Here is a 14396-nt window from a genome sequence, read left to right as displayed (position 1 = left end):
CCGGTCGACCCCCCGAAGGCGGCCCCGCAGCCACGCCCCGAGGCCCTCTGGCGCACGGGGCGCCGCGCCGGTTTGCTGGGGTGCGGACCGCTCTGCCCGTGCCCCGCCGTCGAGCCCAGGACAGGACGACATGCCCGCGGAGACCACAGCACAGCCCGAGGACGCCGCTGCGGACGTCCTGCCCGTCCCCGGCCCACGAGGTCTGCCGCTGATCGGCAGTCTCCCGGCCTTCGCCCGCGACCCGCTCGCCTTCTTCGTCACGCTGCGCGGGCACGGCGACCTCGTGCGCTGGCGGCTCGGCCCGCAGCGTGCGCTGTTCCTGTCCCGGCCGGAGCACATCGGCGAACTGCTGACCGGCGTGGAGACCGTCTTCCGCCATCCCGAACTCGGCTGGGCGTTCAAGCTGGTGCTCGGGGACGGCGTGGTCACCAGCGAGGGTCCCGCATGGCGCCGCAAGCGGGCGCTGGTGCAGCCCGCCGTCCGCCCCCGTCAGGTCCGGTCGTACGCGGCCACGATGGCGGAGAGCGCGGCGGCCACCGCGGAACGCTGGTGCGCGGGCAGGCGCATCGACGTGCGGCGGGAGATGCTGGCCCTCACCCAGCGGATCGCGGTGCGGACCCTGTTCGGCGCCGACACGGCGGGACGGGAGGACGTGATCGGCCGGGCGATGGACGTCGCCCAGCGCGCCATCGGCGACGAGTTCCGGGGCGTCACGCTGTTCCTGCCGCCGTGGGTTCCGACGCCGGGCCGAAGAAGACTCAAGGCGGCGGTCCGGGTCATCGACGCGGAGGTGGCCCGGGTCACCGACGCCCGGCGGCGCGGCGGCGAGGAGCGCGACGACCTGCTGAGCCGGCTGCTCGCGGCCGTCGACGAGGGGGGCCGCCCGCTCACCGACCGGGAGGTCCGGGACGAGGCGGTCACGCTCTACATCGGCGGCCACGAGACCACGGGCACCACCCTCACCTGGGCCTGGTACCTGCTCGCGCGGAACCCCGCCGCACGCGACCGGCTCACCGACGAGCTCTCCCGGGTGCTGGGCGACCGCGACCCGCGCTTCGACGACCTCAAGGACCTGCGCTGGACCGAGCAGGTCGTCAAGGAGACGTTGCGGCTCTACCCTCCCGTGTGGCTGATGACCGGCATCGCCAAGGAGGACTCCGTGCTCGACGGGCGGCCGGTCCCCGAGGGGACGGTGCTGTGGTCCAGCCAGTGGAGCGCGCACCGCGACCCGCGCTGGTTCCCCGCGCCCGGGGAGTTCCGGCCCGAGCGGTGGGAGGGCGAGGAGGCCGCCGCTCTGCCGGACCACGCCTGGTTCCCCTTCGGCGGCGGCGCGCGGGCCTGCCTGGGCGCGCGCTTCGCGATGGTGGAGGCGGTGCTGGTGCTGGCCACCCTGGCCCGGCGCTTCCACGTCGACGTCGACCCCGGCGAGATCCCCCCGCGCCCGGGCCTGACCCTGCAGCCGGGCCGGGAGGTGACCGCGACGCTGCGCGCCGTCTGAGCCGGCTGCCCCGCCGGTGCGGGTAGGCTCGCGACAGTGGCACAGGAACCCGACGGGCTGTTCCCGCTCGACGACGTCCTGCCCCCGCGGAAGCCGGTGGTGGGCGGCGCGTCGTTCCGCGACTCCCCCGCAGCCGCACGGCTGCTGGACGTCGGCACCGTGTACGCCGAGCCGGAAGCGGCCGCCTCCCCGCGGGGGCGCGAGATCCTCGCCCGCTTCCCGGACGCCGAGGTCGTCGAGGTGCCGTCGCACTGGCGGATCCCGGGCCTGCACGGCAACGAGGGCAACGCGGCGCGCTGGGTGCGGGTGAAGACGCGGACCCTGGTCCTCGGGGTGAAGAAGACGCTGACCGTCCGCCCCAACGGCCGTTCCGCCGACTGGATCGCGCCCGGCGCCTCCAACGGCTGCGCCATGGCCTGCGCCTACTGCTACGTTCCGCGCCGCAAGGGCTACGCCAACCCGGTCACCACCTTCACCAACATCGACCGGATCATCGGCCGCATCGCCCGGCATGTCGCCGAGCAGGGCCGCAAGCCCGAGGCGAACCAGTGCGACCCGCGGGCGTGGGTGTACGACGTCGGTGAGAACGGCGACTGCTCGGTGGACGCCCTGATCTGCGACAACACCGCCGACCTCGTGGCTGCCTTCCGGCGGTGGCCCACGGCGAAGGCGTCCTTCGCGACCAAGTTCGTCAACCCCGACCTGCTGGGGTTCGACCCCCGCGGGCGTACGAGGATCCGCTTCTCGCTGATGCCGCCCGAGGACTCCCGGCTGCTGGACGTCAGGACCAGCCCGGTGGCCGAACGGATCGCCGCCGCGGGCGACTTCCTCGAGGCCGGGTACGAGGTGCACTTCAACCTGTCGCCGGTCGTGGTGCGCCCCGGGTGGCAGGGCGCGTGGGCGGAGCTGTTCCGGCACCTGGACGACGTCCTTCCGGCGGCGGTGAAGTCCCAGGCAGCGGCCGAGGTGATCATGCTCACCCACAACTCCGGGCTGCACGAGGTCAACCTGGGCTGGCACCCCCGGGCCGAGGAACTGCTGTGGCGCCCGGGGCTGCAGGAGCCCAAGCGTTCGCAGAACGGGGACCTCAACGTGCGCTACCGCGCGGCGGAGAAGGCGGCGTCCGTACGCCGACTGCTGGCGCTCGCCGCGGAGCACGCGCCGTGGCTCCGCGTTCGCTACGCCTTCTGAGGATCCCCGCGGAAGTTCCCGTCCACGGCGTGACACAGCCCACGTACGAAACCGTTTCGTTTCGATGAGCCACAACTCTATGCTCTGATGAGTACGAAACCGTTTCGTTCAGGACGGAGAAGGTCCATGACCGCACCGGTCGTCACCACCCGCCGTGGCAGCCGCCTCTCCCCGGAACGCGAGGCCACGGTCCACGCGAGCACGCTCGACCTGCTGCGCGAGGTCGGCTACGAGGCCCTGACCATGGACGCCGTCGCCGCCCGCGGTCACTGCAGCAAGGCCACCCTGTACCGCCAGTGGGGCGGCAAGGCCGCGCTGGTCGCCATGGCCCTGCGGCACGGGAGGCCCGTGGGCCCCGGGGACATCGACACCGGGAGCCTCCGCGGCGACCTGCGCGCCCTGCTGACCCTCGACGACGACCGGCAACTGGAGCGCGACTGCGCCCTCATGCGCGGCCTGGCCATGGCCCTGCACGGCAACCCCGACCTGATGCGCGCACTGCACGAGGTCATGATCCAGCCGGAGCGCTCGGGCCTCGACACCCTGCTGCGGCGCGCCGTCGACCGCGGGGAGATCCGCGCGGACGACCCGGCGCTCCCCTATCTCCTGCAGATGCTGCTGGGCGCCTTCTTCACCCGGAACGTGCTCGAGGACCTGCCGCCCACGCGTGCCTACCTGCTGGCCTTCCTCGACGCGGTGATCCTGCCCGCGCTCGGCCTCCGTCCCGGCACCGACCCCGACCCCGACCCCACCCCCGGCACCGACCCCGCCGCCGGGTCCGCTCCCTGACGGCGACCGTCCTCCACCGCCCCTCGAACCCGACAGGGAGTACACCCCGTGGCCACATTCCTCTACCGGACCGGCCGGTTCGCCTTCCGGCGACGGCACTTCGTCGTCCTGATCTGGGTGGCGCTGCTCGCCCTCGCCGGTGTCGGCGCCGCCAACGCGCCCGCCGCGGGCAGTTCGTCCCTCTCCGTGCCCGGCACCGAGTCCCAGAAGGCCTTCGACCTCCTCGACGAGCGCTTCCCCGGCACCGGCGCCGACGGCGCGACCGCACGCGTGGTCTTCAAGGCCCCCTCCGGCGAGAGGCTGACGGAACCCGCCGGCAAGAAGGCCGTCCGGAAGGCCGTGAGCGAGTTGCGGCAGGGCGCCGAAGTCGCCTCGGTCGACGACCCGTACACGGCCGGGGCGGTGAGCAGGGACCGGACGATCGCCTACGCGAGGGTGGCGTACGACGTTCCCGGCATGGAACTGCGGGACTCCTCCCGCGAGGCCCTGGAGACCGCGGCCGAGCACGCCCGCGACAGCGGACTGACCGTGGAGATCGGCGGTGACGCCCTCCAGACGGCGCCGGAGACCGGGGCCACCGAGGTGATCGGCATCGCCGTCGCCGCCGTCGTGCTGGTGATCACCTTCGGCTCCCTGGTCTCCGCCGGGCTGCCCCTTCTCACCGCGCTGATCGGCGTCGGGATCGGCGTCAGCTCCATCACCGCGCTCGCGAGCACCCTCGACCTGGGGTCCACCACATCGATCCTGGCCATGATGATCGGCCTGGCCGTGGGCATCGACTACGCCCTGTTCATCGTCTCCCGCTTCCGCGCCGAACTCGCCGAGGGGCGGCGGGGCGAGGAGGCGGCCGGGCGCGCCGTCGGCACCGCGGGCTCCGCGGTGGTCTTCGCCGGGCTGACGGTCGTGATCGCGCTGGTGGGCCTGTCCGTCGTCGACATCCCGATGCTGACGAAGATGGGCGTGGCCGCCGCCGGCACGGTCGTCATCGCCGTCCTCATCGCCCTCACCCTCGTACCCGCGCTGATCGGCTTCGCGGGCAAGCGCGTCCGGCCCGCGAACGCCGGCGGCCTCTTCCGCCGCCGCGGAGGGGACGCCCGGCACCACGCCCACCACGCCCACCGCGCGCCCCGCGCGGAGCGCCCCAACATGGGCACCCGCTGGGCCCGGTTCGTCATCCGGCGCCCCGTCGCCGTCCTGCTGCTGTGCGTCGCGGCCCTCGGCGCGGTGGCCGTGCCCGCCGGCTCGATCGAACTCGGTCTCGGCGACGACGGGTCGCAGCCCGTCTCGACCACCCAGCGCCGGGCGTACGACTTGCTCTCGGAGGGATTCGGGCCCGGTTTCAACGGCCCGCTCGTCGTGGTCACCGACGCCAAGGGCACCGACGACCCCCGGGGCGCGGTCCGGGACGTCGCCGCGGACCTCAAGGGGCTCGACGACGTGGCGGCCGTGACCCCCGCGACCTTCGACCAGGCCGGGGACACCGCGATCATCACCGTGGTCCCCGCGTCCAAGCCGAGCAGCGGCGAGACCGAGGAACTGGTCGGCGCGATCCGCGCCGCGGGCGCCGGGATCACGGACCGTACCGGGGCCGAGGTCTCCGTCACCGGCACCACGGCACTCAACATCGACACCTCCCAGAAGCTCACCGACGCGATGCTGCCCTACCTGGCGCTCGTCGTCGGCCTCGCCTTCCTGCTGCTGATCGTCGTGTTCCGCTCGGTCCTCGTCCCGCTGAAGGCCGCCCTCGGCTTCCTGCTCTCGGTGATGGCGGCACTGGGAGCCGTCGTCGCGGTCTTCCAGTGGGGCTGGCTCGGTTCGCTGCTGGGGGTCGAGCAGACCGGCCCCATCATGTCGATGATGCCGATCTTCCTGGTGGGCGTGGTCTTCGGTCTCGCCATGGACTACGAGGTCTTCCTGGTCACCCGCATCCGCGAGGCACACGTCCGCGGGGAACGGCCCGGGCAGGCCATCGTGACCGGCTTCCGGCACAGTGCCCGGGTCGTCACCGCCGCCGCGGTCATCATGATCGCCGTCTTCGCCGGCTTCATCGGATCCCACGAGGCGATGATCAAGTCGATCGGCTTCGGCCTGGCGACGGCCGTCTTCTTCGACGCCTTCGTCGTGCGGATGGCCATCGTCCCCGCGGTGCTGGCACTGCTGGGCCGGCGGGCCTGGTGGCTGCCGGGCTGGCTGGACCGGATCCTGCCGAACGTCGACGTCGAGGGCGAGGGGCTGCGCCCCGCCGACACGGCGGACGAGCTCGAGGCGCCGGGTCCGGCGGCCGAGCCGGAGCCCGCCCGCGTCTGAACCCCGCGTACGCACCGCCGCGTGCCCCGGCCCCGCCGCCTCTGCGGCGGGGCCGGGGGCTGGGTAGCGTGGGGGCGGGCCGTACGAGCGCCGTACCGGCCGCGAAGGGACGGCACGCAGGTGCAGCAGGAATCGGCGGACTTCCCCGCCCTCGCCGCCCCCCGGGCGCAGGACCTGGCCGTGCTCGACGAGCGGCTGACCGGGTGCCGGGCCTGCCCGCGGCTGGTCGACTGGCGCGAGGAGACCGCCCGGGTCCGGCGCCGCGCCTACGCGGGGTGGGAGTACTGGGCCCGTCCGGTGCCGGGCTTCGGCCCGCCGGACGCCGCGCTGGCCCTGGTCGGTCTGGCCCCCGCGGCGCACGGCGGCAACCGCACCGGCCGGATGTTCACCGGCGACCGCTCCGGCGACGTGCTGTTCGAGGCCCTGCACGCCGTCGGCCTCGCCTCCCAGCCCACCTCCACGGAACGCGGCGACGGCCTGGAGCTGTACGGGGTGCGGGTGACCGCGCCCGTCCACTGCGCGCCGCCCGACAACAAGCCCACTCCGCGGGAGCGGCTGACCTGCCGCCCGTGGCTGGTGCGCGAACTGGAGCTGCTGCGGCCCACGCTGCGCGCGATCGTCGTCCTCGGCGCGTTCGGCTGGCAGGCGCTGCTGCCCGTGCTCGGCGGCGCCGGGTACCGGCTGCCGCGCCCGCTGCCGCGCTTCGGGCACGGCGCGCACGTGGAACTGGCGGCCCCCACGGAGGGGGAGCCGCCGCTGCACCTGTACGGCTGCTACCACGTCAGCCAGCAGAACACCTTCACCGGGCGGCTCACCCCCGCCATGCTGCGCGAGGTCCTGGCGGCGGCCGGCGAGCGGGCCGGACTGCCCGTGACCCGCTGAGGCTCAGCCCGCCGCGGGACCTGCGGCTCGGCCCGCGGCACGCACGATCGCTCCGGCGACCTCGGGCAGCGAGTCCGGGTGGTCCTTGAGGAACAGGTTGGGCTCGATGAGCTCCAGCTCCATCACGCGCGGCGTGCCGTCCTCGGCGTCGACCAGGTCCACCCGGGCGTAGAGCAGCTCCGGCCTGCCCGGAACGGCGGCCAGCGCCCGTTCCGCGGCGGCCAGTTCGGCCTCCGTCGGGGTCCATGGGCGCACGCCGGGGTGGGCGACCTTGCGCTGGTCGTAGCGCGTGTCCGGGGAGAGCACGGCGTTCTTGGCGATGGCGTGCAGGAAGCGGCCGCCGAGGAAGACCAGGGCGCGCTCGCCGGTGGTGTCGATCCGCGGCATGTAGGGCTGGACCATGGCGGTGATGCCCTCGTCGTGCATCCTCGCCACGTGCGCCCGCGCCTGCTCGTGCTGCCCGGGGCGGTAGCGCGCGGCATAGCGGGCACCCGCGCCCGCCGCGGGCTTGACCACGAACTCGTGGTCCGCGGGCAGCCCGTCGGTGCCGCCGCCCGGCGGCAGGTAGCGGGTGGCGACCGCGGGAACGCCGAGGGAGGCCAGCTCGCCCAGGTAGCGCTTGTCGGAGTTCCAGCGCACGACCGCGGGCGGGTTGAGCAGGGTGGTCGCGGCACCGCAGCGGTCCGCCCAGGCCAGGAACTCCCCGGTGCGCCAGGTGTAGTCCCAGGTCGAGCGTATGAGCGCCAGGTCGAATCCGGCCCATTCGACGTCCGGATCGTCCCAGTGCACGACCGCGGCCTCGGCGCCCGCGGCGGCGACGGCGTCCCGCAGCAGGGGCAGGTCGCGGTCGACGGTGCCCTCCGGGAGGTGCGCGGTCGTCACCAGGGCGATCCTCGGCTGCGGCACGGGGGCTCCTCGGGGTCGGGCGGGCGGAGATCTTTGCCGTCCCGCAGGCTACCCGGGCGGAATCGCCGGTGGTCACGGGGCCTGCGGGCGGGCTCGCGGCGGCGGTGCACAATGGGCGGCATGCCCAAGTCCCGCCCCGGCCGCCGTTCCGCCCCGCGCCCCCACACCCGTCCCGTGCCGCACTCCCCCGGCGCGCCCTGCCCCTGCGGGCTGCCCGCCGCGTACGGCGACTGCTGCGGCCGGTACCACTCGGGCCATGCCGCCGCCCCCACCGCCGAGGCCCTGATGCGCTCCCGCTACAGCGCCTACGCGGTGCACGACATGGCGTACGTGCTGCGCACCTGGCACCCGCAGACGCGGCCCGCGGAGCTGGACCTCGACCACCACGTGCGCTGGGAACGGCTGGAGATCCTCGCCACGACCGACGGCAGCGCCTTCCACAGCGAGGGCACCGTCGCCTTCCGCGCGCACTACGGCGTGCGCGGTGAGCACGAGGTGATGGAGGAGAACAGCCGCTTCGTCCGCCACGACGGCGCCTGGGTCTACGTGGCGCCCCTGCCCTGAGCCCCGAACCGCACAACAGGACAGCCGGGGGCGAGGAACGGAAGCGGGGAGGACGTCGTGGAGCGCGGGCCGTCGCTGGGGCGCGAATTCGGATGGCTGTGGACGGCGTACGCCACGAGCATGGCGGGCACGTGGTTCGCGCTCGACGCCTTCCCGCTCATCGCCATCCGCCTGCTGGACAGCAGCCCGGCGCAGGTGTCCCTGCTGTCCGCGGCAGGCCTGGCCGGTGCGGCGCTGATCGCGATCCCGCTGGGCCCCTGGGTGGACCGGCGCCGCAAACGGCCCGTGATGATCGGCGCCGACCTGCTCCGGTTCGCGGTCCTGCTCTCGCTCCCGGTGGCCCATCTGGCCGGGGTGCTGACCTTTCTGCAACTGGTCCTGGTGTCGATCGTCGTCGCCGCATCCAACGTCGTGTTCACCGCGGCGAGCGGAGCCTGCCTGAAGGCGCTGGTGCGCCCGGAACACCTGCTGAGCGCCAACGGCCGTTTCGAGTCGACGATGTGGACGGCGACGGCGCTCGGCCCGCCGTCGGGCGGTCTCGCCGTGGGGGCGTTCGGGCCCCTGGTGACCACCGTGGTGAACGCGGCCAGCTTCCTGCTGTCGGCGTTCGGCATCCGGGCGATGGGCGGTGAGGACGCGCCACCGGCGCCGAAGACGGCGCGGCCCTTCCGCCCCGGCGACCTGCTCGACGGCTGGCGGCGCATCCTGGGCCACCCCACCCTGCGCCTGCTGTTCTTCAACACCACCCTGGTCAACGGCCTGATCATGGCGACCGCACCGCTGCTGGCCGTCCTCCTCCTGCGCGACCTGGGATTTGCCCCCTGGCAGTACGGGCTCGCCTTCGGGGTGCCCTGCCTCGGCGGCCTGGTCGGCTCCCGGCTCTCACGGCGGCTGGTCCCCCGGTACGGGCAGCGCCGCGTGATGGTCGCCAGCGGGGCCCTCAGGGCCTGCTGGCTCGTCGGCCTGGCCTTCGTCCGGCCCGGCCCGTGGGGACTGGTGCTCGTCATCCTGGTCGAGTTCGGCCTGGTCACGTGCGTGGGGGTGTTCAACCCCGTCCTCGCCACCTACCGGCTCGAGCACAGCCCCGCCGACCAGGTCGCCCGCGTCCTGTCGGCGTGGTCCGTCACCAGCAGCGCCACCATCGCGGCGCTGACGGCGAGTTGGGGCCTGCTCGCCGCCGTCACCGGTCCCCGTACGGCCGTCGCCGCCGCCGGCGTCCTCATCCTGGGGACGGCCTTCCTGCTGCCCTACCGGCGGCGCCTCGCCGCCCCGGACCCCGTCCCCGCGGCCGACCGCGTCTGAGGCGGGCGAAAGAGGGGCGGACGGCCGGTCAACGCCCGGGGGAGGATGCGGCGCCGGGGCCGCCCGGCCGTACCAGGCCGGTCTCGTAGGCCAGGACCACCGCCTGGGCCCGGTCGCGCAACGCCAGCTTGGCGAAGATGCGGGCGACGTGCGACTTCACCGTCGCCTCGCTCAGCGTCAGCTCCGCGGCCAGTTCGAGGTTGGACAGGCCTCGGCCGAGCAGCGTGAGGACCTCCCGTTCGCGCGGCGTCAGGGCGGCGAGGCCGGCGTGGGCCGAAGGACCGTCCTGCGCGGCCCCCGCCCCGGAGGCGAAGCGCTCCACCAGCCTGCGCGTGATCGACGGCGCCAGCAGGGCGTCCCCGGTGTCGACGAGCCGCACGGCCGCCGCCAGGTGCTCGGGCGTGACGTCCTTGAGCAGGAAGCCGCTCGCCCCGGCCGACAGCGCCGTGTAGACGTAGCGGTCGAGGTCGAAGGTGGTGAGGATGAGCACCCGGCACTCCGGGATCTGCTCCAGGATGCGGCCGGTGGCCTCCAGACCGTCCATGGTGGGCATGCGGATGTCCATGAGCACGACGTCCGGCCGCAGCCTGCGTGCCTCGGCGACCGCCTCCGCGCCGTCCGCCGCCTCGCCGACCACCGTGATCCCGCGCGCGGTGAGGATGAGCCGGAAGCCGGTCCGGATGAGCCTCTGGTCGTCGGCGATGAGCACACGCGGGGACGCCCCCTCCGCCGCCGTCACGGCCGGTCCAGCGGGATGCGCGCCCTGACCCGGTAACCGCCGCCGAGACGGCGCCGGGCGTCCAGGTCTCCCCCGTACACCGCGACCCGTTCACGCAGGCCCAGCAGCCCGCGCCCGGTGCCTTCCCGGCGGCGCGGAGCGGCAGTGGCCCCGGGCCCTGTTCCGGTTCCGGCCACGGGCCCTGGTCCGGTTCCGGTGCCGGTCCCGGTTCCGTTCAGCACGCTGGGGCCGGTGTTGAGCACCTCGACGCGCAGCGCGCGCTCCGCGTACCGCACCGTCACCTCCGCCCTCCCTCCGTCACCGTGCCGGAGCGCGTTGGTCAGCGCCTCCTGGATGATGCGGTAAGCCGTCACGTCGACGCCCTGCGGCAGCGGGCGCGGCTCCCCGGCGACGCGCACCTCGACGGGCAGCCCGGCGAAGGAGACCCGGTCGACCAGCATCCCCAGCCGGTCGAGGCCGGGCTGCGGGGCCAGCGCCACGGCGCCGCCCTCGCCGGCCCCGTCCGGATCGCGCTCCCCGCCCTCGTCGTCCACGCCGCCCGCGGACGGCGCCAGCAGTCCCAGCATGTGCCGCAGGTCCGTCATGGCGCCGCGCCCCGCGTCCTCGACCGACCGGAGCGCCGCCGCGGCCTCGTCCGGCATGGTGCCCAGCACCTCGCGGGCGGCCCCGGCCTGCACCACCATCAGGCTGACGTTGTGACTGACGATGTCATGCAACTCCCGCGCGATGCGCTCCCGTTCGGCCGCCACCGCGGTACGCGCGGCGCTCTCCCGCTCCCGCTCCAGCAGCCAGCCGCGCTCCCCCAGGGCCGACTGCCAGCGCCGCCGCGTGCGCACCAGGGCCACCGCCAGGCACACGGCGACCGCGCACGCCACCCCCAGCGCCGCCAGCAGCACGTCCGGCTCCCCGATCGCCACGGGTCCACCTTCGCAGACGATCACCACGGGCGCATCAGCCCCTGGATGCAGGGTTCTGCATCCCCGGGATGAGGTCCCCGCCAAGATGCCATCCGGGGAGGGATGTCCGGGCCGCGCCGGGCGCCTAGCGTCCTGTGCATGGTCACTGAGGACAGCAGCGGGAAGACGGTCGTACGACTCGACAGCGTACGCAGGGAATACGGCGAGACGACGGCACTGGACGGCGTGACGCTGGAGATCCGCGCCGGCGAGGCGGTCGCGGTGATGGGTCCCTCGGGGTGCGGCAAGTCCACCCTGCTCAACATGATCGCCGGTCTCGACCGCCCCACGGGCGGCACCGTGCTGGTCCACGGCGAGGACGTGGGGCGGTTGAGCGAGAAGGGCCTCGCCCTGTACCGGCGACGCCGCATCGGCATGATCTTCCAGTTCTTCAACCTCGTCGACGACCTGTCAGCGCTGGACAACGTCGCGCTCGCCGCCCAGCTCACCGGCACCCCTGCCCGTCCCGCCCGGCGCCGCGCCATGGAACTCTTCGAGGAACTCGGCATCGCGGACCGCGCCAAGGCCCACCCGGCCGTGCTGAGCGGCGGCGAGCGCCAACGGGTCGCCGTGGCACGCGCGTTGATGAACCGGCCCGCCCTGCTGCTCGCCGACGAACCGACCGGCGCCCTGGACAGCCGCGCGGGCGAGCAGGTGATGGACCTGCTCCTCGACCTCAACCAGATCGGCCAGACGCTCGTCCTGGTGACGCACGACGAGCACCTGGCGCGCCGCTGCGCCGGCCGCCTGATCACCCTCGCCGACGGCCGGGTGACCGGGCAGCACACCCTGGAGCCGTCCGCATGAGGGCGGTGTGGCGGGCCGCGCGGGCGGCCGTACGGCGGCGCAGGCTCCAGACCCTCGTCATCGCTCTGGTGACGCTGACCTCGACGGGGGCGATCGTCGTCGCGCTCGGACTGGTCGACGCGGCCTCCGCGCCGTTCGACAGGGCCTTCGGCGAGCAGCGCGGGCCCCATGTCGTCGCCGCGTTCGACCGGTCCGTGGCCTCGGACGCGCAACTGGCGCGGGCAGCGCGGGATCCCGGCGTCGAGGCCGTCGAAGGGCCGTTCCCCCGTGCCACGGTCGCGCTGCCGCGGGACACCGCGCAGTACGGGGTCTTCGGCGAGGTCACGGTCGTCGGCCGGGCGGAGCCGGGCGGCGAGGTGGACCGGCTCGACCTCTGGGCGGGCCGCTGGGCGACCGCGCCCGGCGAGGTGGTCCTCAACCGGCAGTCGGACTGGACCGCCGACGACCTGGGCAAACGGATCCCTGTCCCTTCCGGCCCCACGCTCACCATCGTCGGCTTCGCCTTCGACCTGAGCCGTACCGCGGACGCCTGGGTCGCACCCTCCCAGATCGACGCGCTGCACCCGGCCACCACGCAGCTGCTCCTCCGCTTCTCCGACGCGTCGTCGGACACCCGGCTCCGCGAGCGGATGGGCGCGGTGACCGCGCGGCTCCCGCAGGGCGCCCTCGCCGGCTCCGAGTCGTACCTCACGCTCAAGCACCGGATCGGCGCGGCAGCGCGGGCGTACGCGCCGTACCTGTCGGCCTTCGGCATCCTCGGCATCGTCGTGTCCGTGCTGATCGTCGCCAATGTGGTCAGCGGTGCCGTGATCTCCGGCTTCCGGCACATCGGCATCCTCAAGGCCCTGGGGTTCGCCCCGGGGCAGGTGCTCGCGGTGTACCTGGCGATGGTGACCGCGCCCGCGGTCCTCGGCTGCGCCGCCGGCGTCGTCGCCGGGAACCTGCTGGCCGCGCCGTTCCTCCGGTTCACGTTCACCGGGCCCGACGCGGGCGTCTTCCACGACAGCGTCGGCATCGCGCCGTGGGTGAACGTGCTCGCCCTGCTCGGCATGCCGGCCGTCTGCGTCCTCGCCGCGCTCGCCCCCTCGCTGCGCGCGCGCCGGCTCTCCGCGGCGCGGGCGATCAGCGCGGGCACCGCCCCGCGGACCGGCCGCGCCCTGGGCGTGCAGCGGCGCCTGGCCGGCAGCCGGCTGCCGCGCTCGGTGAGCCTCGGCGTGGGGCTGCCGTTCGCCCGGCCCGGCCGCAGCGCCCTGACGGTGGCGGCGGTGGTCCTGGGCGTGACCACCGTGACGTTCGCCTCCGGTCTGGCCACGACGATGACCCGGTTCGGCAACGCGGGCCGGGACGCCTACCAGGTCACGGTGTACGCGAGCACCGTGCGGCACGGCAAGCTCGTCGGGCCCGAGCACTCCGACCCGGAACTCCACTCCCTGCTCGCCTCGTTGCCCGGCGTCGCCGGGATCACGGCCCGGGGGGACGTGGAGGTGACGGTCGCCGGTTCCGCCCGGAAGGCGATGCTCGAGGGCCGCCGTGGCGACGGACCCGAACTGGACAGCGTGCTCACCGAGGGCCGCTGGATGCGGCGGGCCGGCGAAGTCGTCGCGGGGACGGCCTGGCTCCGGCAGTCGGGGCTGCGGGTCGGCGACGAGGTGCGGTTGCAGAAGGGCGGGCGGAGCCAGGAGACGACCGTCGTCGGCGCGTTCATGGAGACCAACGGTGAACTGCTCGCAACCGACTGGACGACGTTCACGGCACTCGCCCCCGAGGAGAGGCCCATCGCCTACCACGTCAAGCTCCGCGACGGCACCGACCCGGCCGTGTACGCCCGCGCGGCCGCGGCCGCCGACCCGGGCGTCGGCCCGGCGATCACGGGCCCGAACACCATCACCCAGACCGTCGTCGGCTCCGCCTCGGTGCTCACCACGATGCTGGCCGTCGTCGCGTCCCTCGGCGTCTTCAACACGGTCGTCCTCAACACCCGCGACCGGCGGCGCGACCTGGGCATGCTGAAGTCCATCGGCATGACCCCGCGCCAGGTCACGGTGATGATGACGACCTCGATGACGGCACTCGGCGCCCTCGGCTCCGTGCTCGGCGTCCCGCTCGGCATCTGGGCCCACGGGCAGGTCGTCCCGCGCATGGCGGACGCCGTCGACACCACCCTCCCCCCGTACATGACGGACGTCTGGCACCCGGCGGCCCTGACCGCCCTCGCCGTCACGGGCATCGCCATCGCGGTCCTCGGCGCCTATCTCCCCGCCCGCCGCGCGGCCCGCCTGACGATCGCCCAGGTGCTCCACAACGAGTGACGGCGCGAACGCGGTTCGTCCGCGGGTCACCACCCCGTGAGCCCCTGCCCCGGCGGCAGGGGCTCATGCCGCGGCCTGCGGCACCCGGACCACGGTCGGGAGCCGTGGCACCGCCCGCTCCCCGCACGGGCCTGTCACCGTGCGGA

Annotated in this window: 12 protein-coding genes; 9 read left to right on the top strand and 3 right to left on the bottom strand. The window is 74.4% G+C overall.

Going from position 1 to position 14396, the window contains the following annotated elements; genetic code table 11:
* Positions 1-130: 130 nt before the first annotated feature.
* The 5 genes from PV342_RS13380 (at position 131) to PV342_RS13360 (ending at position 6667) form a co-directional block, all read left to right on the top strand.
* The gene (locus tag PV342_RS13380) at positions 131-1498 is read left to right on the top strand and encodes a cytochrome P450 (protein WP_500317223.1); all 1368 of its coding nucleotides are present in this window, start codon (positions 131-133) and stop codon (positions 1496-1498) included.
* A gap of 36 nt (positions 1499-1534) precedes the next feature.
* Complete coding sequence (locus PV342_RS13375) at positions 1535-2689, top strand: spore photoproduct lyase family protein (protein ID WP_400798227.1); 1155 nt, start codon at positions 1535-1537, stop codon at positions 2687-2689.
* A 126-nt stretch (positions 2690-2815) separates the two neighbouring features.
* Entirely contained in the window at positions 2816-3478 is a 663-nt protein-coding gene (locus PV342_RS13370; RefSeq protein ID WP_500317221.1) for a TetR/AcrR family transcriptional regulator, read from the top strand.
* A gap of 48 nt (positions 3479-3526) precedes the next feature.
* Complete coding sequence (locus PV342_RS13365; protein WP_500317219.1) at positions 3527-5785, top strand: MMPL family transporter; 2259 nt, start codon at positions 3527-3529, stop codon at positions 5783-5785.
* A gap of 120 nt (positions 5786-5905) precedes the next feature.
* On the top strand, positions 5906-6667 hold the full coding sequence (locus PV342_RS13360) for a uracil-DNA glycosylase (protein ID WP_400798218.1): 762 nt from the start codon (positions 5906-5908) through the stop codon (positions 6665-6667).
* A 3-nt stretch (positions 6668-6670) separates the two neighbouring features.
* Here the strand turns inward: PV342_RS13360 and PV342_RS13355 are convergent, their stop codons facing one another.
* Entirely contained in the window at positions 6671-7573 is a 903-nt protein-coding gene (locus PV342_RS13355; RefSeq protein ID WP_400798215.1) for a DcsG N-terminal domain-containing protein, read from the bottom strand.
* Between the two features lie 111 nt (positions 7574-7684).
* Here PV342_RS13355 and PV342_RS13350 point away from each other — a divergent pair, with 111 nt between their 5' ends.
* Together PV342_RS13350 and PV342_RS13345 are read left to right on the top strand one after the other, a co-directional pair.
* Complete coding sequence (locus PV342_RS13350; protein ID WP_500317217.1) at positions 7685-8137, top strand: YchJ family protein; 453 nt, start codon at positions 7685-7687, stop codon at positions 8135-8137.
* Between the two features lie 57 nt (positions 8138-8194).
* Complete coding sequence (locus PV342_RS13345) at positions 8195-9439, top strand: MFS transporter (protein ID WP_500317215.1); 1245 nt, start codon at positions 8195-8197, stop codon at positions 9437-9439.
* A gap of 28 nt (positions 9440-9467) precedes the next feature.
* Here PV342_RS13345 and PV342_RS13340 read toward each other — a convergent pair whose 3' ends face one another.
* Complete coding sequence (locus tag PV342_RS13340) at positions 9468-10178, bottom strand: response regulator (protein WP_329183900.1); 711 nt, start codon at positions 10176-10178, stop codon at positions 9468-9470.
* Positions 10175-11095, bottom strand: a complete 921-nt coding sequence (locus PV342_RS13335; RefSeq protein ID WP_500317213.1) for a sensor histidine kinase — start codon at positions 11093-11095, stop codon at positions 10175-10177. Before PV342_RS13335 ends, PV342_RS13340 begins: the two co-directional genes overlap by 4 nt.
* Positions 11096-11233: 138 nt before the next feature.
* On the opposite strand from PV342_RS13335, the gene PV342_RS13330 reads away from it, so the two are divergent.
* Together PV342_RS13330 and PV342_RS13325 are read left to right on the top strand one after the other, a co-directional pair.
* Entirely contained in the window at positions 11234-11941 is a 708-nt protein-coding gene (locus PV342_RS13330) for an ABC transporter ATP-binding protein (RefSeq protein WP_500317211.1), read from the top strand.
* Positions 11938-14250, top strand: coding sequence for an ABC transporter permease (locus PV342_RS13325; protein ID WP_500317210.1), 2313 nt, complete (start codon positions 11938-11940; stop codon positions 14248-14250). The genes PV342_RS13330 and PV342_RS13325 overlap by 4 nt, the downstream gene beginning before the upstream one ends.
* The last annotated feature ends 146 nt before the right edge of the window (positions 14251-14396 follow it).

The organism is Streptomyces sp. PA03-3a, assembly GCF_033792735.1.
Lineage (GTDB): Bacteria > Actinomycetota > Actinomycetes > Streptomycetales > Streptomycetaceae > Actinacidiphila.
Note: the sequence above shows the minus strand (reverse complement) of the source record. Positions and strands in the feature narration are given on the sequence as shown.